At 53.5% G+C, this 20,333-nt stretch carries 21 protein-coding genes and 3 pseudogenes; 7 read left to right on the top strand and 17 right to left on the bottom strand.

The window, feature by feature from the left end:
• A pseudogene (locus BFF42_RS22545) lies at positions 1–321 on the top strand (IS4 family transposase); the annotation flags it as partial.
• Between the two features lie 32 nt (positions 322–353).
• Here BFF42_RS22545 and pdxK read toward each other — a convergent pair.
• On the bottom strand, positions 354–1,205 hold the full coding sequence (gene pdxK, locus BFF42_RS22540; protein WP_000096627.1) for a pyridoxine/pyridoxal/pyridoxamine kinase: 852 nt from the start codon (positions 1,203–1,205) through the stop codon (positions 354–356).
• Positions 1,206–1,309: 104 nt separating this feature from the next.
• On the opposite strand from pdxK, the gene BFF42_RS22535 reads away from it, so the two are divergent.
• Positions 1,310–1,678 (top strand): YfeK family protein, encoded by a 369-nt coding sequence (locus tag BFF42_RS22535; RefSeq protein ID WP_000719952.1) that lies wholly within the window; start codon positions 1,310–1,312, stop codon positions 1,676–1,678.
• Positions 1,679–1,680: 2 nt separating this feature from the next.
• Here the strand turns inward: BFF42_RS22535 and cysM are convergent, their stop codons facing one another.
• From cysM to murR, 7 genes are all read right to left on the bottom strand, one after another.
• Complete coding sequence (cysM, locus tag BFF42_RS22530) at positions 1,681–2,592, bottom strand: cysteine synthase B (RefSeq protein ID WP_001295461.1); 912 nt, start codon at positions 2,590–2,592, stop codon at positions 1,681–1,683.
• A 133-nt stretch (positions 2,593–2,725) separates the two neighbouring features.
• Positions 2,726–3,823, bottom strand: a complete 1,098-nt coding sequence (gene cysA, locus BFF42_RS22525) for a sulfate/thiosulfate ABC transporter ATP-binding protein CysA (protein WP_039059484.1) — start codon at positions 3,821–3,823, stop codon at positions 2,726–2,728.
• Entirely contained in the window at positions 3,813–4,688 is an 876-nt protein-coding gene (gene cysW, locus BFF42_RS22520) for a sulfate/thiosulfate ABC transporter permease CysW (protein ID WP_000852686.1), read from the bottom strand. Before cysW ends, cysA begins: the two co-directional genes overlap by 11 nt.
• On the bottom strand, positions 4,688–5,521 hold the full coding sequence (cysT, locus tag BFF42_RS22515) for a sulfate/thiosulfate ABC transporter permease CysT (RefSeq protein ID WP_000458406.1): 834 nt from the start codon (positions 5,519–5,521) through the stop codon (positions 4,688–4,690). Before cysT ends, cysW begins: the two co-directional genes overlap by 1 nt.
• Positions 5,521–6,537 (bottom strand): thiosulfate/sulfate ABC transporter substrate-binding protein CysP, encoded by a 1,017-nt coding sequence (gene cysP, locus BFF42_RS22510; protein WP_000290246.1) that lies wholly within the window; start codon positions 6,535–6,537, stop codon positions 5,521–5,523. Before cysP ends, cysT begins: the two co-directional genes overlap by 1 nt.
• Positions 6,538–6,707: 170 nt before the next feature.
• Entirely contained in the window at positions 6,708–7,499 is a 792-nt protein-coding gene (ucpA, locus tag BFF42_RS22505) for an SDR family oxidoreductase UcpA (protein WP_000517431.1), read from the bottom strand.
• A gap of 128 nt (positions 7,500–7,627) precedes the next feature.
• Positions 7,628–8,485, bottom strand: coding sequence for an HTH-type transcriptional regulator MurR (gene murR, locus BFF42_RS22500; protein WP_146759070.1), 858 nt, complete (start codon positions 8,483–8,485; stop codon positions 7,628–7,630).
• A 163-nt stretch (positions 8,486–8,648) separates the two neighbouring features.
• Between murR and murQ the strand changes: the two genes are divergently transcribed.
• The 3 genes and pseudogenes from murQ (at position 8,649) to pbp4b (ending at position 12,282) form a co-directional block, all read left to right on the top strand.
• Complete coding sequence (gene murQ, locus BFF42_RS22495; protein WP_001175620.1) at positions 8,649–9,545, top strand: N-acetylmuramic acid 6-phosphate etherase; 897 nt, start codon at positions 8,649–8,651, stop codon at positions 9,543–9,545.
• Between the two features lie 3 nt (positions 9,546–9,548).
• A complete protein-coding gene (gene murP, locus BFF42_RS22490; protein ID WP_001040503.1) occupies positions 9,549–10,973 on the top strand; it encodes a PTS N-acetylmuramic acid transporter subunit IIBC in 1,425 nt (474 codons plus the stop codon).
• A 4-nt stretch (positions 10,974–10,977) separates the two neighbouring features.
• Positions 10,978–12,282 (top strand): annotated as a pseudogene (gene pbp4b, locus BFF42_RS22485) (penicillin binding protein PBP4B).
• Positions 12,283–12,339: 57 nt separating this feature from the next.
• Here the strand turns inward: pbp4b and yfeX are convergent.
• The 4 genes from yfeX to BFF42_RS22465 all read right to left on the bottom strand — a co-directional run bounded on the left by yfeX (position 12,340) and on the right by BFF42_RS22465 (position 14,978).
• The gene (gene yfeX, locus BFF42_RS22480; protein ID WP_039060318.1) at positions 12,340–13,239 is read right to left on the bottom strand and encodes a porphyrinogen peroxidase; all 900 of its coding nucleotides are present in this window, start codon (positions 13,237–13,239) and stop codon (positions 12,340–12,342) included.
• Between the two features lie 95 nt (positions 13,240–13,334).
• A complete protein-coding gene (locus tag BFF42_RS22475; protein ID WP_000838944.1) occupies positions 13,335–13,910 on the bottom strand; it encodes an RpoE-regulated lipoprotein in 576 nt (191 codons plus the stop codon).
• Between the two features lie 206 nt (positions 13,911–14,116).
• Positions 14,117–14,566 carry a DUF2919 domain-containing protein gene (locus BFF42_RS22470; RefSeq protein WP_012421696.1) on the bottom strand — a complete coding sequence of 150 codons (450 nt, stop codon included), beginning with the start codon at positions 14,564–14,566 and terminating at the stop codon, positions 14,117–14,119.
• Positions 14,553–14,978: a GNAT family acetyltransferase gene (locus tag BFF42_RS22465; protein WP_000405998.1), complete on the bottom strand. Its 426-nt coding sequence runs from the start codon at positions 14,976–14,978 to the stop codon at positions 14,553–14,555. The genes BFF42_RS22470 and BFF42_RS22465 overlap by 14 nt, the downstream gene beginning before the upstream one ends.
• Before the next feature lie 213 nt (positions 14,979–15,191).
• Here BFF42_RS22465 and amiA point away from each other — a divergent pair, with 213 nt between their 5' ends.
• Both amiA and hemF read left to right on the top strand, forming a co-directional pair.
• Positions 15,192–16,061 carry an N-acetylmuramoyl-L-alanine amidase AmiA gene (gene amiA / locus BFF42_RS22460; RefSeq protein WP_000102891.1) on the top strand — a complete coding sequence of 290 codons (870 nt, stop codon included), beginning with the start codon at positions 15,192–15,194 and terminating at the stop codon, positions 16,059–16,061.
• A gap of 3 nt (positions 16,062–16,064) precedes the next feature.
• Positions 16,065–16,964 carry an oxygen-dependent coproporphyrinogen oxidase gene (gene hemF / locus BFF42_RS22455; protein WP_039059486.1) on the top strand — a complete coding sequence of 300 codons (900 nt, stop codon included), beginning with the start codon at positions 16,065–16,067 and terminating at the stop codon, positions 16,962–16,964.
• 5 nt (positions 16,965–16,969) lie between these two features.
• Here hemF and eutR read toward each other — a convergent pair whose 3' ends face one another.
• The 5 genes and pseudogenes from eutR to BFF42_RS22430 form a co-directional block, all read right to left on the bottom strand.
• Positions 16,970–18,022, bottom strand: coding sequence for an HTH-type transcriptional regulator EutR (eutR, locus tag BFF42_RS22450; protein WP_000753703.1), 1,053 nt, complete (start codon positions 18,020–18,022; stop codon positions 16,970–16,972).
• 45 nt (positions 18,023–18,067) lie between these two features.
• Positions 18,068–18,568 (bottom strand): ethanolamine utilization microcompartment protein EutK, encoded by a 501-nt coding sequence (eutK, locus tag BFF42_RS22445; RefSeq protein WP_000606257.1) that lies wholly within the window; start codon positions 18,566–18,568, stop codon positions 18,068–18,070.
• 12 nt (positions 18,569–18,580) lie between these two features.
• Entirely contained in the window at positions 18,581–19,240 is a 660-nt protein-coding gene (eutL, locus tag BFF42_RS22440) for an ethanolamine utilization microcompartment protein EutL (protein WP_001111038.1), read from the bottom strand.
• Positions 19,241–19,249: 9 nt separating this feature from the next.
• Positions 19,250–20,090, bottom strand: a pseudogene (eutC, locus tag BFF42_RS22435) (ethanolamine ammonia-lyase subunit beta).
• A 9-nt stretch (positions 20,091–20,099) separates the two neighbouring features.
• Positions 20,100–20,333: IS1 family transposase (locus BFF42_RS22430; protein ID WP_001393844.1), on the bottom strand; the 234-nt coding region annotated here is incomplete at its 5' end.

The following is a 20,333-nucleotide window of genomic DNA, read 5'->3' as shown; positions in this document are numbered from 1 at the left end:
GGAGCTTGTGGAGCAAGAGCTGTGGGGTGTCTTACTGGCTTATAATCTGGTGAGATATCAGATGATTAAAATGGCGGAACATCTGAAAGGTTACTGGCCGAATCAACTGAGTTTCTCAGAATCATGCGGAATGGTGATGAGAATGCTGATGACATTGCAGGGCGCTTCACCGGGACGTATACCGGAGCTGATGCGCGATCTTGCAAGTATGGGACAACTTGTGAAATTACCGACGAGAAGGGGAAGGGCCTTCCGAGAGTGGTAAAGGAGAGGCCCTGGAAATACCCCACAGCCCCGAAAAAGAGCCAGTCAGTTGCTTAACTGACTGGCATTACGCCCATCGGCGCCATTTTTTATGCTTCCGCCAGCGGCGGCAAAATCAATTCATCGCTCTCATGCTGCTGGGTGTAGCGCATCACTTCCAGTACGCGCAACCCCGCACGGTGCACCGCATCGTTTAACGCCTTCCCTTTCAGCAAACCACTGATAAGCTGAGCACAAAACAGGTCGCCAGTCCCTTTCAGGTCGGTTTTTACCCGTGAATGGGAAATGACATTCACGCTGTCGGCACTGACCACCACCACCTGCATCTCCTGATTTTCTTCATTACCGGAGGCGCTGGTAATCACCACCCATTTTAATGTGTCTGAAAGCAGACTTTTTGCGGCAGCAATGGCACTGTCGAGATCGCGGCAATTTTTACCGGTCAGGATTTCCAGCTCAAAGATATTGGGGGTAATTCCCTGCGCCAGCGGCAGTAAATATTGTCGATACGCCTCGGGAAGGTCAGGTTTGACATAAATTCCGCTATCAATATCGCCAATCACCGGATCGACCATGATCAATAGGTCAGGATGGTCTTTGCGTAGCGCAGTCAGCCACTCGGCAAGGATTTTGATTTGCGATGCCGTTCCCATATAGCCCGTGGTTACAGCGCGCAGCTGGCGCAGCGCATCATGCTCCTGAAGCGCACGCAAATAACCGCTAAACCATTCATCCGGAATCGCACCACCGTAGAAAGTGTCATAATGCGGCGTATTGCTCAGCAATACCGTCGGCACGGCAAAAACATTCAGACCGTTCTGTTTGATAGCAGGCACGGCAATGCTGTTGCCCACGCTGCCGTAAACCACCTGCGACTGCACGGCGACGATATCCGCCTGCAGCGCCCTGCTCTTATCGTTAAACAACAACAAACTACTCATTTAATTTTTTCTCCTTGCCGATGATCCTCATCGTATTCCAACCGAAACTTTACCTGATTCTGGCAGTCAAATCGGCTATTACAAAACAAGGATAAGGTAATTCAATGAAGAAAATCATTTGTCTGGTCATTACACTACTAATGACACTCCCCGCTTACGCGAAGTTAACTGCCCATGAAGAAGCCCGCATCAACGCCATGCTGGAGGGATTATCACAGAAAAAGGATTTGATATTTGTGCGCAACGGTGATGAACATACCTGCGATGAAGCGGTTTCTCATCTGCGTCTGAAGCTCGGCAATACCCGTAACCGCATTGACACTGCCGAGCAGTTTATTGATAAGGTTGCTTCGTCGTCATCGATTACCGGGAAGCCGTATATTGTGAAGATCCCCGGTAAGAGCGATGAGAACGCACAGCCTTTTTTACATGCGCTAATTGCGCAGACGGATAAAACGGTGCCTGCGCAATAATCTTAAATCCCCGCCCCCTGGCTAAAATGCTCTTCCCCAAACACTCCGGTGGAGAGGTAGCGATCGCCACGATCGCAGATGATCGCTACCACCACCGCACCAGGGTTAGCTTTTGCCACCCGCAGTGCTCCAGCAACCGCGCCGCCTGAGCTGACGCCACAGAATATTCCTTCCCGCACCGCCAGTTCGCGCATGGTGTTTTCCGCATCGCGCTGATGAATATCCAGCACCTCATCCACCAGAGAAGCGTTGAAAATCCCCGGCAGATATTCCGCAGGCCAGCGGCGAATGCCGGGAATACTGCTGCCTTCTTCCGGCTGCAGGCCGACAATGGTCACCGGTTTGGATTGTTCGCGCATAAAGCGTGAAACGCCGGTGATAGTGCCGGTTGTTCCCATGCTGGAGACAAAATGGGTAATGCGCCCGCCGGTTTGCTGCCAGATTTCCGGCCCGGTAGTGGTGTAATGGGCGTAAGGGTTATCGGGATTATTGAACTGATCGAGCAGCTTTCCTTCGCCACGATTCGCCATCTCCAGCGCCAGATCGCGCGCACCTTCCATGCCCTGCTCTTTGGTGACAAGAATCAGTTCCGCACCATAAGCACGCATCGCCGCACGGCGTTCCTGGCTCATGTTGTCGGGCATCAGCAATTTCATGCGATAGCCTTTAAGCGCGGCAATCATTGCCAGCGCAATGCCGGTGTTACCACTGGTGGCTTCGATTAACACATCACCCGGTTTAATTTCCCCGCGCTTTTCCGCCTCGACGATCATCGAAAGTGCCGCACGATCTTTCACCGAACCTGCCGGGTTATTGCCTTCCAGTTTCAACCAGACTTCACTGCCGTTATTCGGCCCCATTCGCTGCAACTTTACCAGAGGCGTATTGCCTATTGTTTGTTCTAATGTACTCACGATCTCTATCCATACGTGGTGTTGCCTGATGCGACGCTTGCGCGTCTTATCAGGTCTACAGGTTACAAACCTTGCCATTAAAAAGCCCGGATCGCGGGAAGCGCCTCCGGGCGTTTAACATTCACTCAACCTATCAGGCGCTTTGTGCGAGAGCAAGTTCCTCATCTCGGGTTTCGATACGCTCGTCGCCGTTATACAGCCACGCATGTTGCAGACCAACGAATAAACGCTCGCCACGCTGCGGGGCATCGTCGCCATGCATCACGACCGTCAGCGGTTCGTTGTACCACCCCAGCGGCTGCACCACTAATTGGGTGTAGTGACCTTTCGGGCTGGCTTCCAGTACCTGTACCGGCAGCGGCGAATCGAGACTGGTACGGCGGCTGATATCCACTTCCCACGGGCGCAGGAAGAGATCCACCGGCCCCTGATACGCAGGCGTATACCCCAGCGGCCAGCGATGTGCGCCAACATGGAACTGCCCGCCGCGAATGGTTCCCTGCAGGCGGTTCACTTCGCCCATAAATTCGAGCACAAATCGGGTCGCTGGTTCGCGCCATACCTGGTCCGGCGCATCAGCCTGCTCGATATTGCCCAGGCTCATCACCACTACACGATCAGCTACTTCGGTCGCTTCTTCCTGGTCGTGGGTCACGAACACGCTGGTGAATTTCAGCTCTTCATGCAGTTGACGCAGCCAGCGACGCAGCTCTTTACGCACCTGCGCATCCAGCGCGCCAAACGGTTCATCAAGCAGGAGAATTTGCGGTTCAACAGCCAGCGCGCGCGCCAGCGCCACGCGCTGTTTCTGGCCGCCGGAAAGCTGTGCCGGATAACGATCCGCCAGATGCGCAAGCTGGACCATCTCCAGCAATTTTGTCACTTTCGCTTTGATGGCTGCGGAATTCGGGCGCTCGCGACGTGGCAGCACCGTCAGGCCAAAAGCGATATTGTCGAACACCGTCATATGACGGAACAGCGCGTAATGCTGGAACACGAAACCGACTTTACGATCGCGTGCGTGCAGGCGGCTCACGTCGGTACCGTGGAAGCGAATATGCCCGCTGGTTTGATGCTCCAGCCCGGCAATAATGCGCAGCAGCGTGGTTTTTCCGGAACCGGACGGCCCCAGCAGCGCGACCATCTGACCAGAAGGAATATCCAGTGAGATATCGTTCAGCACCTGGGTGCGACCAAACGACTTCTTAATATTGGCAATCTCAATGCTCATGATGCTCCTCCTGCTGCGCGCGTTTTTCCTGATTCTCCAGACGCCACTGCAACATACTCTTTAAAAACAGGGTGATAATCGCCATCAGCGTCAACAGCGCGGCGGCGGTAAAGGAGCCGACGGTGTTGTAGTCCTGCTCCAGCAATTCAATCTGTAACGGCAGCGAAAGTGTTTCGCCGCGAATCGAGCCGGAAACCACCGACACCGCACCAAACTCGCCAATCGCGCGGGCGTTGGTTAGCACCACACCATACAGCAGCGCCCAGCGAATGTTCGGCAATGTGACGCGACGGAACATCTGCCAGCCAGACGCGCCAAGCAAAATCGCCGCTTCGTCTTCCTGGCTGCCCTGGCTTAACATCACCGGCACCAGCTCGCGCACCACAAAAGGACAGGTCACAAAGATGGTGACCAGCACCATTCCCGGCCAGGAGAACATAATCTGCAAATTATGTTCATCCAGCCAGCCGCCCAGCGGACCGTTAGAGCCGTAGAACAGCAGATACACCAGACCGGCAACCACCGGCGATACGGCAAACGGAATGTCCAGTAGCGTCAGCAGTAACTGGCGTCCGGGGAAGTTAAAGCGCGTTACCAGCCACGCCAGCAGAATGCCGAACACCAGGTTCACCGGTACGGCAATCAGCGCAATCATCACCGTCAGCCAAATGGCGTGCAGCATGTCCGGATCGGCCAGATTCTGTAAAACCGGCATCAGCCCTTTGCTGAACGCCTGTACGAAGATATAAATCATCGGCACCAGCAGGATGAACGCCGATACCAGCATCCCGATGCCAATCAGAAACCATTTGCCCCAGTTAATCGGGCGCGCGTCATAACGCTTCAATTGGGTAACTTCCGCCATTAATGACCTACCACACGCCGACCAAAGCGACTTTGCAGAGTGTTAATTGAGAACAGCAGCAGCAGGGATGCCGCGAGGATCACCGAAGCAATCGCGCTCGCCGCCGGGTAATCAAACTCCTGCAAGCGCACAAAAATCATCAGCGACGTCACTTCCGTCTTCCAGGCGATGTTCCCGGCGATAAATATCACCGCGCCAAACTCACCAAGACTACGGGTAAACGACAACGCCACGCCCGCCACCAGCGCTGGAGAAAGTTCCGGCAGCACCACTTTGCAGAAACTCTGCCAGCGCGTTGCACCAAGCGTTTCCGCCGCTTCTTCATATTCTGGGCCTAACTCTTCCAGCACCGGCTGCACGGTACGCACCACAAACGGAATGCTGGTAAAGGCCATCGCCACCGCAATACCAAGCCAGGTATAGGTGACTTTGATATCAAACTTCGCCAGCCATTCACCGTAAAAACCGTTTACGGAAAAGAGCGAGGCCAGCGTTAAACCGGCGACTGCCGTTGGCAGCGCAAAGGGTAAATCCATCAGCGCATCAAGCAGCGTGCGGCCCGGAAAGCGATAACGTGTTAAAATCCACGCCATCAGCAGACCGAAAACGCCGTTAAAAATCGATGCCACAAACGCCGACAGCAGCGTCACTTTGTAGGCCGCGACCACTTGTGGGTTGGTGATCACCTCCCAGTACTGCGCCCAGCTCATCTGAGCCAGCTGCATCACCAGCGCGGAGAGCGGCAGCAGCAAAATCAGGCACACAAACAGCAGACTGGTGCCGAGGCTTAAGGTAAAGCCCGGCAGCACGCGTCTTGATGAAACTGCAAACATCAGTTACGCCCCGCCGCTAACAGCTTGTCTAACTCGCCGCCGCTGGTGAAGTGGGTTTTCATCACTTCCGGCCAGGAGCCAAATTTGTCTTCCACGCGGAACAGCTCGGTCTGCGGGAATTTATCTTTCAGTTTGTCCATGACTTCCGGGTTATTTACGCGGTAGTAATAGTCGGTGATGATGGTCTGCGCCTGCGGGCTGTAGAGCCAGTTCAGGTAGGCTTTTGCTGCTTTTTCCGTACCGTTGGCCTGCACGTTTTTATCGACCCACGCCACCGGGAATTCCGCCAGAATGTTGGTTTTCGGAATCACCACTTCAAAGCCTTGCGCTTCATACTGTTTACGGATGTTGTTCACTTCCGACTCGAAGCTGATCAGTACATCGCCCAGGCCGCGCTCGGCAAAAGTGGTGGTCGCGCCACGACCGCCAGTATCGAACACTTCAACGTTTTTCAGGAACTGGGTCATAAACTGTTCGGTTTTGGCTTTGTCGCCACCGTCAGCTTTATCCGCTGCGCCCCATGCCGCCAGATAGGTATAACGCGCGTTACCCGACGTTTTCGGGTTCGGGAAAATCAGCTTCACGTCGGAGCGCACCAGGTCGTTCCAGTCGTGGATATTCTTCGGGTTGCCCTTACGCACCAGGAAGCCCATGGTGGAGTAGAACGGCGAGCTATTATTCGGCAGGCGCGACTGCCAGTCAGCCGGGATCAGCTTGCCTTTGTCGTGCAGAATTTGTACGTCGGTCACCTGGTTATAAGTGACAACGTCGGTTTTTAAGCCCTGCAAAATTGCCAGCACCTGTTTTGATGACCCGGCATGAGATTGTTTTATCGTCAGTTTGTCGCCGCCGTTATCTTTTGCCCATTGCTGTTCAAACGGCGGATTCAGGGCGGCAAACAGCTCGCGGGAGACGTCATAAGAACTGTTCAGCAGTTCCGTTGCCTGTACATGGCCCGCCAGCAGCAGAGAAGCGACCAGCGCGAGTGAGTTCTTTTTCAGTAAGTTAACGGCCATTGCGCACCCTTATAAATTTAATGACTTTCTAATAGCCATCATATTTATAACGGACGTGAAAGGAGTAACGGTTTTATATACCGTTTGGTGATTTGGAAGTTAAAAAGGGAATAAGAACTTGGTTCAAGACGAAATCCTCCCCACACATGCAGGGAGGAAACAGAGGTGAATCAGATACCGACGCTAACCGTCTCCGGCAGTGTGCTGCCGCCATCAATCACATTCTGTGTACCAGTTAAATAGCTGGATTCATCCGATGCGAGGAAGGCCGCCAGTTCGCCGACTTCCAGCGGATCGGCGAGGCGACGCATCGGGATTGCTTTCGCCATTTCAGTCAGCACCGACTCTGGATCTTCCGGGTTCGACTGGCGGGCAATGCTTTCCGCCATTGGTGTGCGCACGTATCCCGGGCAAATGGCGTTAACGCGAATACCAGACTGCGCGTACTCCACCGCCAGCGATTTTGTCAGGCCAACAATCGCCGCTTTCGTTAAGGCGTACGCCGTTTCGCCAGGATCGGCCACCATATCACCAGTGACTGAAGACATCATCACAATGCGACCATCTTTGCGCGCAATCATCTCCGGCAGCACCGCCTTCGTGACGTTCCATACGCCTTTAATATTGATATCAATATGGAAATCGCGATCGTCATCGCTCATATCGAGGAAACTGCCCAGACGACAAACGCCTGCGTTATTCACCAGGATATCAATGCGCCCTTCTTTTTCCTTCGCGCGTTTGATAGCTGCGGCTACCGACGCCGGGTCACGCACATCGGCGACAACCGCCGTACAGCGATGACCACGACCACACAGTTCGTCCGCCAGCTTTTCGATCTCAGGGGAGATATCCAGCAAGATTAGGTTCGCGCCATGACGTGCAAAAGTTCTGGCAATTCCTTCGCCAATTCCCTGCAATGCGCCCGTAATCAGTGCTGTCTTGCCCGTGAGTTTACCCATTTTAATGCTCTCCTTGTTAATACAGAGCGTTACACTCCATTCCCTCTGAAAATACAGGATAAACAAAATATTGCTGCGGATCAGCTCACTAATTCAGGAAAATCTCAATCCAGTCGCTGCTTTATGCATCATTTCAGGCGTTGTGTTAGCTCACTGCTGCGCTGAATCATTTTCAATGACGCCACATCATTGAGTTGCACAAGACCAACAAACAGTAAATCGGTAACAGAATTTTGCGCCGTGCGGGTAGACATCGACGAGCTACGCCATTCGGTTTCACCGGAAACGGTATCGAGCGTGAAATGCGCCAGCCGCCGCAGCGGAGAGTCAGCCAGAGAAGTAATGGCAATCACCGTTGCCCCCTGCTTTCGTGCCGCTTCTGCGCACAAGACAATCTCTTTTTTACTGCCGCTGTAAGAGATAGCGATTTGTACATCGCCTTTTTTCAACGCCTGGGAAACGGTGGCTTGTACGTGCGTGTCGGCTTCGCAGGCCACGCGATAGCCAATTTTCATCAGTTTGAACGACAGATCGCGCCCCACCAGCGCCGATCCGCCCAGGCCCGTTATCTGGATAAACGGTGCTTTACTGATGACCTCAATGATTTTTTGCAGCCGCGCGTAGTCGAACAACGCACAGGTTTGCTCCAGCGCCAGCTCTTTTTCGCGATTCAATTTGCGGGCAATCACTTCCAGCGAATCATCACTGGTAATCGAACTGTGCAGGTGCAGCGCCGTGGTATTCGTTTTCTCCCGGCTGGCACTGTATTCGCCTATTAACGCCATACGCAATTCAGTAAATCCTTGCGCGCCGATTTTTTGGGCAAATTTCACTATGCTCGACTGGCTAATGCCGAGCTGTTTCGCCATCTGCCGTGAAGAAACGGATTGCAGCTCACTCACGTTGGCCTGCAGAAAGTCAGCGATTTTTTGCTCGTTTTCGGTGAATTCACTCCCCGCATTGCTTATTTTCGTCAGGTACAACATCTTCCACTCTCCTGGGCTGGCAGCATAAATTCCGCTTAAGTTCTTATGACGCTCTTCACACTCTGCGAGTGTAGACTCAATGATTCCTTTAAGTCTGTCAATTCAGGATATATGATTCCATACATCTGCAATTATTTGATCGTAAATAGTAAGGTCACCACCGATGCAACTTGAAAAGATGATTACTGAAGGCTCGAACGCCGCCTCGGCTGAAATTGACCGCGTATCAACGCTGGAAATGTGCCGGATTATCAACGATGAAGATAAAACCGTACCGCTTGCCGTTGAGCGCGTACTGCCGGATATCGCCGCGGCGATCGATGTTATCCACGCCCAGGTAAGCGGCGGCGGGCGTCTGATTTACCTCGGTGCGGGAACATCCGGTCGTCTGGGGATTCTGGATGCCAGCGAATGTCCGCCCACCTACGGCGTGAAACCGGGTCTGGTGGTTGGTTTGATTGCTGGCGGCGAATATGCCATTCAGCACGCGGTGGAAGGCGCGGAAGATAGCCGGGAAGGCGGTGTTAATGATCTGAAAAATATTAATTTAACGGCACAGGATGTGGTGGTTGGCATTGCTGCCAGCGGTCGCACGCCGTATGTGATTGCCGGACTGGAATACGCACGCCAGCTCGGCTGCCGCACAGTGGGAATTTCCTGTAATCCGGGGAGCGCCGTTTCAACCACCGCTGAGTTTGCCATTACACCGATTGTAGGTGCCGAAGTTGTTACCGGTTCTTCGCGGATGAAAGCAGGTACAGCGCAGAAACTGGTGCTCAATATGCTTTCCACCGGGCTGATGATTAAATCCGGCAAAGTGTTCGGCAACCTTATGGTCGATGTGGTCGCCACCAACGAAAAACTGCATGTGCGCCAGGTCAATATCGTTAAAAACGCCACCGGATGTAATGCCGAACAAGCGGAAGCGGCGTTAATTGCCTGCGAGCGCAACTGTAAAACGGCCATTGTGATGGTGCTGAAAAATCTCGATGCCGCAGAAGCTAAAAAACGCCTGGATCAACACGGCGGCTTTATTCGTCAGGTTTTAGACAAGGAATAACCCATGGCCAAAGAGATCAGCAGTGAACTTCTGAACACCATTCTTACCCGTGTCGGCGGACCGGGAAATATCGCCAGTTGTGGTAACTGTATGACGCGCCTGCGTCTGGGTGTACATGACAGTTCACTGGTTGATCCCAATATCAAAACGCTGGAAGGCGTGAAGAGCGTCATTTTGACCAGCGACCAGGTGCAGGTCGTTTTTGGACCTGGTAAAGCGCATCGTGCCGCAAAAGCGATGAGCGAGCTGCTGGGCGAGGCACCGGTACAGGATGCCGCAGAAATCGCCGCCCAGAACAAACGTCAGTTAAAAGCCAAACAAACCTCCGGCGTGCAACAATTTCTCGCCAAATTCGCCACCATCTTCACGCCGCTGATCCCCGGTTTTATTGCCGCCGGTCTGCTGCTGGGGATAGCGACGTTAATTGCCACGGTGATGCACGTTCCGGCAGATGCTCAGGGCACGCTACCCGACGCGCTGAATTTTATGAAGGTGTTCAGCAAAGGTTTGTTCACCTTCCTGGTGATTCTGGTGGGCTATAACGCCGCCCAGGCATTTGGCGGCACGGGCGTCAATGGCGCAATTATTGCCGCACTCTTTTTGCTCGGTTATAACCCCGCTGCAACCACCGGTTACTACGCCGGTTTTCACGATTTCTTTGGTCTGCCCATCGATCCGCGCGGCAATATTATCGGCGTGCTGATTGCCGCGTGGGCCTGCGCCCGCATTGAAGGCATGGTGCGCCGCTTTATGCCGGACGATCTCGACATGCTGCTGACCTCGTTAATCACCCTGCTGATCACCGCTACGCTTGCGTACCTGATCATTATGCCGCTGGGTGGCTGGTTATTCGAAGGTATGTCATGGCTGTTTATGCACCTGAACAGTAATCCGTTCGGTTGTGCGGTTTTAGCCGGGCTGTTCCTGATCGCCGTGGTATTTGGCGTGCATCAGGGCTTTATTCCTGTTTACCTCGCGTTAATGGACAGCCAGGGATTCAACAGCTTATTTCCCATCCTTTCAATGGCAGGCGCGGGCCAGGTGGGCGCGGCGCTGGCACTCTACTGGCGGTCGCAACCGCACAGTGCGCTACGCAGTCAGGTACGCGGGGCGATTATTCCCGGCCTGCTGGGCGTTGGTGAACCGCTGATTTACGGTGTCACCCTGCCCCGCATGAAGCCGTTTGTCACCGCCTGTTTAGGCGGTACGGCGGGCGGTTTGTTTATCGGCCTGATAGCCTGGTGGGGTCTGCCGATGGGCTTAAACAGCGCCTTTGGGCCGTCTGGTCTGGTAGCGCTGCCGCTGATGACTTCCGCACAAGGCATCCTTCCGGCCATGGCGGTTTATGCTGGCGGGATTCTGGTGGCATGGGTTTGCGGGTTTATTTTCACCACGCTCTTTGGCTGCCGTAACGTCAATCTGGACTGATATCATGAAACGGACAATGCTCTATCTTTCTCTGCTGGCTGTTAGTTGTAGCGTCAGCGCCGCAAAATACCCTGTTCTGACAGAAAGCTCGCCAGAGAAAGCAGGGTTTAACGTCAAACGGCTTAACCAGATGGATCGCTGGATTAGCCAGCAAGTTGATGCCGGTTATCCCGGCGTAAACCTGCTGATCATTAAAGATAATCAGATTGTGTATCGCAAAGCCTGGGGAGCGGCGAAAAAGTACGATGGCAGCGTGTTGATGGAACAGCCTGTCAAAGCCACCACCGGGACGCTGTATGACCTGGCCTCAAACACCAAAATGTACGCCACGAACTTCGCCCTGCAAAAGCTGATGAGCGAAGGCAAACTGCATCCTGACGATCGGATTGCGAAATATATTCCGGGGTTTGCCGATAGTCCAAATGACACCATTAAAGGCAAAAACACCCTGCGGATTTCTGACCTGCTGCATCACAGCGGCGGTTTCCCGGCAGATCCGCAATACCCGAATAAAGCGGTCGCGGGCGCGTTATATTCCTAGGATAAAGGCCAGACGCTGGAGATGATCAAGCGCACGCCGCTGGAATATCAGCCCGGCAGCAAACATATCTACAGCGATGTCGATTATATGCTGCTTGGATTTATCGTCGAGTCGGTTACCGGTCAGCCGCTTGACCGCTATGTTGAAGAGTCGATTTATCGCCCGCTCGGCCTGACACATACGGTATTTAACCCGCTGCTGAAAGGCTTTAAACCGCAACAAATTGCCGCCACGGAATTGAACGGCAATACCCGCGATGGCGTGATCCATTTCCCGAATATCCGCACCTCCACTCTCTGGGGTCAGGTGCACGATGAAAAAGCCTTTTATTCGATGGGCGGCGTTTCCGGGCACGCAGGTTTGTTTTCCAATACCGGCGATATTGCGGTGTTAATGCAAACGATGCTGAACGGCGGGGGCTATGGCGATGTGCAGCTGTTCAGTGCGGAAACGGTGAAGATGTTCACCACCAGCTCTAAGGAAGATGCCACTTTTGGCCTCGGCTGGCGCGTGAATGGTAATGCCACCATGACGCCGACGTTTGGCACGCTGGCAAGCCCGCAAACCTACGGTCACACTGGCTGGACCGGGACAGTAACCGTTATCGATCCGGTCAATCATATGGCGATTGTGATGTTAAGCAACAAGCCCCATTCGCCAGTTGCCGATCCACAAAAAAATCCCAATATGTTCGAAAGCGGTCAGTTACCGATTGCAACTTATGGTTGGGTAGTTGATCAGGTGTATGCGGCGTTGAAGCAAAAGTAATAAAAAGGCCAGTCAGTTTTGTTACTGGCTGGCCTTTAATCATAGAATCAGAAACGCTTACAGCGCCATCAGCTTGTCCAGCGACGGCGCGAAGTAATAGCCGCCGGTTACCGGTTTGGTGAAACACAACATCGCATCACGCTTACCATCGGTATCGCCAAACATGCTCAGCAGTTGCTGCTCAATGTTATGCAGACGCGCGCAGTAGGCGCAGAAGTACAGACCGTGAGTGCCACTGGCGGTGCCGTACGGCAGGCTCTGGCGAACAATCTTCAGCCCTTTGCCATCTTCTTTCAGATCAACGCGGGTGAGGTGAGAGGTTTCCGGACGTTCGTCGCCGTCAATCTCTTCGTTGGCCTCTTTGGTGCGCCCGATCATCATCTCCTGATCGTGAACGCTCATCCGGTTGAGCTGCTTCAGGTTGTGCTCCCAACGCTGCACAAACACATAGCTGCCGCCGGCATCCACGCCGTCTTTGATAACCGCCACTTCGCGGCGCGTCTCTTCACCCGCCGGGTTTTCTGTACCGTCAACAAAGCCGCTCAGGTCACGCTCTTCCACCCAACGGAAGCCGTGGATCTCTTCTTTCACTTCAATGCAGTCACCAAAGGCTTCCATCGCCGCCTGAGCGACAGAGAAGTTTACGTCGTGACGCAGAGAAAGAATGTGGATCAACACATCGAACTGGGTCGTCGGCGCAAGGCCTTTACCGTAGCCCGGAAAATCTTTCAGCTCTTCTGCCCCAACGCCGCCGCTCAGAGCGCGCCAGGTGTTGTTACCAAAGGCAACCACCGCACCAAGATGCGCGTCCGGGAATTTCGCTTCAAAAGTTGCCAGTTTGTCGGCAAATGTTTTACTGGCCGCACGCAGGGCGTCAACTTCCCCTTTCACGTTGGCTTCGATCCAAATCGCCGCGCGGCAATGTTCTGGCAAAATGCCACTCTGAACCTGAGACATTGTTCCTCCTGAAAATAAGAATGCCACGCAATCCGTGGCATTGTTGAGCGCTATTTTACGTGTTTTTTCGCGGCGGCGGTTTGTTCAGACGCAAATTAACGCCGCCAGATAATTTTACTGACTTTCCAGTTTTTCAGGGTATCGTCCGAAGGCATTAACCCTTCAGGACCACGCCATTCCCCACTGAACTGGTAGCTAATATGTTGACTGCCTTCGGCTTTACATTCGACGGCACGATTATCATCACCATCAGCTTTTTGGCAATTGCCAAATGCTTTGCTGTAAAGGTCGCTAAACGGTGTACCGATTTTAACACCGGTGTCAGCAGGAATATCGCTATCCAGCACGTCAATGCGACTGATCGTGCCTTGATCGCCGTTAATCACCATCGCCACGTTGTCGCCTTTCATCACTTCAAAAAAGCGCACCACGTTGCCGTTCGCGGTTTTCATTCCGCTGCGCAGGCGATAATCGCCATCAAGCGCATCAGCAATGGCTTGTTCTTGCAGTGGTGTGGACGCCGTTAATTCACCCACGCCCTGCTCGCTCACTTTGGTGGACGATCCAAACCAGTTCCACGGGTTAGCGGCCGACCAGTTAACTGACGACATCGTGGAACAGCCGGTCAGCATCAACGGCATAGCGCATAACATTAAACGCAGCGATTTCATGTCACTTCCTTTGGTTATTCAATAACGTTGCTTGGAGTGCAAATTCACCAAAAAGTGCCGTTAAAGGTTGATGACAAACACAAAATTGCCTGATGCGCTACGCTTATCAGGCCTACTTTCTCCTGCAATATATTGAATTTTCGATGTTTTGTAGGCCGGATAAGGCGTTCACGCCGCATCCGGCATAAACAAAGCGCACCTCTGCGTTATTCTTTTTCTTCATTAAAACAAGCGCGTAAACGTCGATTGGTCAGCAGCCAGATTAACTCCACAATATCCGCCACTACCAGCGCCAGACCGATACCGCTAACGGATTCACCGTTCAGCCACAGCCACGGTTGCCAGCAAAGTAAAACCACCTGCGCCAACAGCAACAGAAAATAGAGCACATGCCAGGTGCGAGGAAACGAAGCCCGCCGACCGCTCAACAAAAACGCCAGCACCGCCGGAATACCGGGAATCAACCCCAGCCAGAAATTATCGTGATCGGGATAAAACAGATTTAGCAGCGCAGTACCCTGCTCGCGCGACGCACCGGCAATGATAAACAGCACCCAGGTTCGCGCCTGAAGCAATAGCACAAGCCAGAAGAGCAAGGGTAAACGCAGGCGTCCGTGCGCATCATAATGGACAGGATGGAACTCAGTACTCTTCATCTTCAATCAAACGCTTACCCAGACTCAGCATGTCGGCGTGTTCATATCCCAGGCGTTCATACATTCCGAGCACCATGTCGTTATCTTCCGGCACATTGATCTGAATTTTCGGGCAGCCACGAGCAATCAGCTTTTTCTCCAGCCGATTAAGCAACGCATTGGCAATCCCACGCCCACGAAACTCTGGATGCACGCCAAGATAATAAGCAGACCCGCGATGCCCGTCATAACCGCCCATCACCGTTCCGACCACTTCACCGTTCACCTCAGCGACCAAAAACAAACTGACGTCATGGTTCATCTTACGCTCGATGTCCATTTCCGGATCGTTCCACGGACGCAGCAAGTCGCAACGCTCCCAAAGGGTGATAACCTCTTCGAAATCTTCCTGGCGAAATACGCGTATCTCCATGGTATTCGTTACCTTTTTGCGGGTTAAAAGGCTGATTATGGCGTGAACGGTAGAATTAGCCAATATCTGACGAAAATCGGTTGAAAAAGTGGCATAATGGGGAGTTGTCAACTATTGAAATGAAAAGTAAAACAATTCTCAACATCAAACCGTCGTAACGGATTACGCGATACGATATAACATCTGGAACTTTATTATTACAACTCAGGCCGTATGAGCACTTTTAAACCACTAAAAACACTCACTTCGCGCCGCCAGGTGCTGAAAGCCGGTTTGGCTGCCCTGACGTTGTCAGGAATGTCGCAAGCCATCGCCAAAGACGAACCTTTAAAAACCAGCAACGGACACAGCAAGCCGAAAGCCAAAAAATCTGGCGGCAAACGTGTCGTTGTTCTCGATCCAGGCCACGGCGGAATTGATACCGGAGCGATCGGACGCAACGGTTCGAAAGAAAAACATGTGGTGCTGGCGATTGCTAAAAACGTCCGTTCCATTTTGCGTAATCATGGGATTGATGCGCGTTTAACGCGTTCTGGCGATACGTTTATCCCACTTTACGATCGCGTTGAAATCGCCCATAAACATGGCGCAGATCTGTTTATGTCAATTCATGCCGATGGCTTTACCAACCCGAAAGCTGCCGGTGCTTCGGTATTTGCCCTCTCTAACCGTGGGGCAAGTAGCGCAATGGCGAAATACCTGTCTGAACGCGAAAACCGCGCCGATGAAGTTGCCGGTAAAAAGGCGACTGACAAGGATCACCTATTGCAGCAAGTGCTGTTTGATCTGGTGCAAACCGATACTATTAAAAACAGCCTGACGCTTGGCTCGCATATTCTGAAAAAGATTAAGCCGGTGCATAAACTGCACAGCCGCAACACCGAACAAGCCGCGTTTGTGGTGTTGAAATCGCCGTCGGTTCCTTCGGTGCTGGTGGAAACCTCGTTTATCACCAACCCGGAAGAAGAGCGGCTGTTAGGCACGGCGGCGTTTCGTCAGAAAATCGCCACAGCGATTGCTGAAGGCGTGATCAGTTATTTCCACTGGTTCGACAACCAGAAAGCACATTCGAAAAAGCGATAAGTTATGAAACCCGACGCACACCAGGTTAAACAGTTTCTGCTCAACCTTCAGGATACGATTTGTCAGCAGCTGACCGCCGTCGATGGCGCAAAATTTGTCGAAGATAGTTGGCAGCGCGAAGCTGGCGGCGGCGGGCGTAGTCGGGTGTTGCGTAATGGTGGTGTTTTCGAACAGGCAGGCGTCAACTTTTCTCACGTCCACGGCGAGGCGATGCCTGCTTCCGCCACCGCTCATCGCCCGGAACTTGCCGGGCGCAGTTTCGAGGCGATGGGCGTTTCACTGGTAGTGCATCCGCATAACCCGTATGTTCCCACCAGCCACGCGAATGTGCGTTTTTTTATTGCCGAAAAACCGGGTGCAGAGCCCGTCTGGTGGTTTGGCGGCGGCTTCGATTTAACCCCTTTCTATGGTTTTGAAGAAGACGCCATTCACTGGCACCGCACCGCCCGTGACCTGTGCCTGCCATTTGGTGAAGACGTTTATCCCCGTTACAAAAAGTGGTGCGACGATTACTTCTACCTCAAACATCGCAACGAACAGCGCGGTATTGGCGGGCTGTTCTTTGATGATCTGAACACGCCAGATTTCGACCACTGTTTTGCCTTTATGCAGGCGGTAGGCAAAGGCTACACCGACGCTTATTTACCAATTGTAGAGCGACGTAAAGCGATGGCCTACGGCGAGCGCGAGCGCAATTTTCAGCTCTACCGTCGCGGTCGTTATGTCGAGTTCAATCTGGTCTGGGATCGCGGCACTCTGTTTGGCCTGCAAACTGGCGGGCGCACCGAGTCGATCCTGATGTCAATGCCGCCACTGGTACGCTGGGAGTATGATTATCAGCCAAAAGATGGCAGCCCAGAAGCGGCGTTAAGTGAGTTTATTAAGGTCAGGGATTGGGTGTAACTCCCTCACCCCCATTCCCGCATCCGCTGATGCAACGTCAACGACGGCTTCTCGGCAAACAGCTGCTGGTAATCCGTGACAAATTGCCCCAGATGCCAGAATCCCCACTGCATGGCGGCGTCTTTTACCGTTGTGCTTTGCGACCACGGGCTTATCAGTTCGCGGCGTACGGCGTTCAGGCGAATGCGTTTCAGCCACGCGTTTGGGCCAATGCCTAAAATAGCGTGAAACGCGTTTTGTAGCGTGCGGCGACTGACATGCAGTTGATTACACAAGTCCAGCACCGTCACCGGCTCAGACATATTTTCCAGCACATATTCACGGGCGCGGGAAAGTAATCTACGGTAACTCTGATGACTGATGCTTTCCGCCGTCACCATTGGTTGCGCGTCTTCCAGCATCGCCCCCATCGCCATTAGCAAATTATCCCCCAGCACTTTTCGCACTGCAGGCTGATGGAGATTTTCCGGGTTCTCGCAAAACGTCGCCAGCGCCTGTTGGACAAAGCCCCACAGCGCGGCTTTATGCTGCTCTTTCACTTCCAGCGCCGACTGGCTACGCAGCATATGTAATACCCGATCCGGGTTATGCAAAAAGTTAGCCTGCCGGGTGATGACATCTTCAGAAAGCACCACGCCCAGGATCGTGTAATCATCCGGCGTGCTCAGTTCAAATTCAGTGCCACCAGGGCGGGTGGCGATTTCCGCGCTTCCCAGACATTGCGAACCGATAAATCCCTGCTCACCGCGCGTCGCCGGAATGCCAAACCAGAACGAGTTCGGCCAGACCAGGCACGACTGACGCAGCGCCAGACCGGTGTATTCACGAAAAACCTGAATATCATCGAGTAGAATTTCCGTAAATTCACCATGAAACTTGCCCGGATGCAGCTGATCGTAAATCTGCTGCCAGGCGGTAATCGTTAAAGCATGTTCATAGACATCCGTTGTCTGTCGTTGATGAACATTATCCACTTCGACCTTCGGCGTGAGCTTCAGGTTTTCGGGTAAGGGTTCATGATAAAGATGGTGCAAATTGGCTGTACGGGTCTTTTTCATGATGTTAATGCCGGGTGTTGTAGGACACCCGGCACCTCCGACAGGTTAATGGGGCTTGAGACGATAACGACTACTGCGTTTACGTAACGTCCCGGCAGAAAAGAGCTGTTCGAGCGCATTTCTGGCTTTTTCCAGCGGCCAGCCAAAGTGGGCAGCCACTTCTCCTGCCGTCATTCCCTGACGTACTGATGTTAACAGCGCCAACAACTCGTCAGCAGATTCCGCGACGATAACTGGCGCGTCGGGTTCCCTTACGGGTTGCTTCGGCTGGCGGTTAAAGCCAGTAACCAGCCACTGGGTGTCATCGTCTGGCCGACCGATCTCCTTGCGGCTGATGACACGCCCGGTACGCATCGCGGCAGCACAACCTGCGTCCAGCGCCGCACGACACGCCGCCAGATCGCCTTCCACCACCAGCGTTAAGCGACCAGGGTCAAGCACTTCGTGACTGAGCAGACGAACGTTAGCTGCTTTGAGCATGGCATCCGCTGCATCTATCGCGGCGACCATGCCGTCCACTTCCAGCAATCCCAGTGCATTGATCATCGGCAACCTCCGTTACGCACGCTGGATTGGATTACGCGCGATTTCCAGCACTGCATCGGTAAAGGCGTTACAGGCTGCTTTACACGCGGCCTGGCTACCGGTTAAAAATGCTGCCGAGTAGTTGGTTTCAGACGGTGGCGGGACATAGGTCACCAGCTGTACGTCGGCAGATTTCAACGCTGCATCAATGCCGTAGGTCGCTTCCAGCGGCGGTGCCACCAGATACGCCATCGGATCGCCAAGCGTGATCCCGGCGGTTGATGAGAGATAAGAACCGGTACGCGAAACTACATGTGCCAGGAATGCGGTGTTTTCTGCGTCATTAGCCCACTGGAAAGCAGCGCCATTTTCAATATGCGCAACCATCGCATCCAGACCAGCACGCACTTCCGCCGGGTTTGGCCCACCAAGCATAATCAGCACTTCACCGGCAGTCGGTGACGGTCCGTGTGCTGCTCCCGCATACAGCGAGCGGCCATATACCACTTCGACCATCGCCTGCTTGGTCGCTTCGTCAGCCGCAATGTAGGTGACGTCATCGGAATCAGCAGAAATCAGCCCGAGGCTACGAATATGCGGCGGCAATTTTAGTTCACGCGCAAATTCAGCGTTAACGGAGGCAATCACCCGCATGGCGGTTACCGACGGTCGAATCAAATCTAAAGCTGGCATGATGCCTCCTTATCGGGTCATGTTGATGCCGGATGCTTTCTGCTCCAGCATACGTTTCGCCAAATCCACAATGACGGCTGCGGCTTCAACCGGCGGCGTGCCGCCCTGGTGAATGTTAGAGATGCAGGTGCGATCGGCCTCAACGGTGGTCGCCATACGCGGCGAGTAAACGGCGTAACAGGAGAGGCTTTCTGACTGACCCAACCCCGGACGTTCCCCCACCAGCAGGATCACCACTTTCGCGCCGAGGATCTCACCGATCTGATCTTCAATCTTCACGCGACCATAACGAACAAAGAATGGCGTGCCGACTTTCAGCCCGGCCTGTTTCAGGCCGCCATCAGCGGCGGCAGGATCTCTTCGTAGTTCACGGTGATGGCATCAGTTGACAGGCCATCAGAAATAACGACCTGTACGTCCGGATTAGCAACACACTGTGCTTTCAGCGCTTCAACAGCTTCTGCACACAGGCGCGGCCCATATCCGGGCGAGTCAGGTAGAGATTTTTGTCGCTAATTTCGGAGCGTACTTCCAGCAAGCCCTGCGCTTTCACCCACTCTTCCGGCACTTCTTTCAGTACGGTATCTTTCGAACGAGAGTGATCGGCCAGGAAACGCAGCAACGCCTGGGTACGCGGACGCGGACCGGCACGACCGGTACAAACGCGGGCCACGGTGCTGCGACGCAGTTCTGTTAATACGTCTGCGCGATGCGGGTTTTCAACACCAATCCACGCTTTTGCTTCCGCAGAACCTAAATCCAACGCGCAGCTTTCCGAGGTCACCGGTGCCGCACAGGTGGTGGTGGTGCACTTTGCTTCTGACAGCGCGGGGGCCGTTTGTCCGGTAATGACTCCAACTTACTGATAGTGTTTTATGTTCAGATAATGCCCGATGACCTTGTCATGCAGCTCCACCGATTTTGAGAACGACAGTGACTTCCGTCCCAGCCTTGCCAGATGTTGTCTCAGATTCAGATTATGTCGCTCAATGCGCTGAGTGTAACGCTTGCTGATAACGTGCAGCTTTCCCTTCAGGCGTGATTCATACAGCGGCCAGCCATCCGTCATCCATACCACGACCTCAAAGGCCGA

Origin of the sequence: Shigella sp. FC1661 (assembly GCF_001712525.1) — a bacterium.
Lineage (GTDB): Bacteria > Pseudomonadota > Gammaproteobacteria > Enterobacterales > Enterobacteriaceae > Escherichia > Escherichia coli.
The sequence above is the reverse complement of the archived record's forward strand: the minus strand, read 5'-3'. Positions and strand labels throughout refer to the sequence as shown.

Coding starts and splice junctions, on each gene's coding strand:
- BFF42_RS22475 (WP_000838944.1), bottom strand. CDS start 13,910: ATGAAATCGCTGCGTTTAATGTTATGCGCTATGCCGTTGATGCTGACC.
- cysA (WP_039059484.1), bottom strand. CDS start 3,823: ATGAGCATTGAGATTGCCAATATTAAGAAGTCGTTTGGTCGCACCCAG.
- eutR (WP_000753703.1), bottom strand. CDS start 18,022: ATGAAAAAGACCCGTACAGCCAATTTGCACCATCTTTATCATGAACCC.
- yfeX (WP_039060318.1), bottom strand. CDS start 13,239: ATGTCTCAGGTTCAGAGTGGCATTTTGCCAGAACATTGCCGCGCGGCG.
- cysW (WP_000852686.1), bottom strand. CDS start 4,688: ATGGCGGAAGTTACCCAATTGAAGCGTTATGACGCGCGCCCGATTAAC.
- ucpA (WP_000517431.1), bottom strand. CDS start 7,499: ATGGGTAAACTCACGGGCAAGACAGCACTGATTACGGGCGCATTGCAG.
- cysT (WP_000458406.1), bottom strand. CDS start 5,521: ATGTTTGCAGTTTCATCAAGACGCGTGCTGCCGGGCTTTACCTTAAGC.
- murQ (WP_001175620.1), top strand. CDS start 8,649: ATGCAACTTGAAAAGATGATTACTGAAGGCTCGAACGCCGCCTCGGCT.
- cysP (WP_000290246.1), bottom strand. CDS start 6,537: ATGGCCGTTAACTTACTGAAAAAGAACTCACTCGCGCTGGTCGCTTCT.
- BFF42_RS22465 (WP_000405998.1), bottom strand. CDS start 14,978: ATGGAGATACGCGTATTTCGCCAGGAAGATTTCGAAGAGGTTATCACC.
- murP (WP_001040503.1), top strand. CDS start 9,549: ATGGCCAAAGAGATCAGCAGTGAACTTCTGAACACCATTCTTACCCGT.
- amiA (WP_000102891.1), top strand. CDS start 15,192: ATGAGCACTTTTAAACCACTAAAAACACTCACTTCGCGCCGCCAGGTG.
- eutK (WP_000606257.1), bottom strand. CDS start 18,568: ATGATCAATGCACTGGGATTGCTGGAAGTGGACGGCATGGTCGCCGCG.
- pdxK (WP_000096627.1), bottom strand. CDS start 1,205: ATGAGTAGTTTGTTGTTGTTTAACGATAAGAGCAGGGCGCTGCAGGCG.
- hemF (WP_039059486.1), top strand. CDS start 16,065: ATGAAACCCGACGCACACCAGGTTAAACAGTTTCTGCTCAACCTTCAG.
- BFF42_RS22535 (WP_000719952.1), top strand. CDS start 1,310: ATGAAGAAAATCATTTGTCTGGTCATTACACTACTAATGACACTCCCC.
- murR (WP_146759070.1), bottom strand. CDS start 8,485: ATGTTGTACCTGACGAAAATAAGCAATGCGGGGAGTGAATTCACCGAA.
- eutL (WP_001111038.1), bottom strand. CDS start 19,240: ATGCCAGCTTTAGATTTGATTCGACCGTCGGTAACCGCCATGCGGGTG.
- BFF42_RS22470 (WP_012421696.1), bottom strand. CDS start 14,566: ATGAAGAGTACTGAGTTCCATCCTGTCCATTATGATGCGCACGGACGC.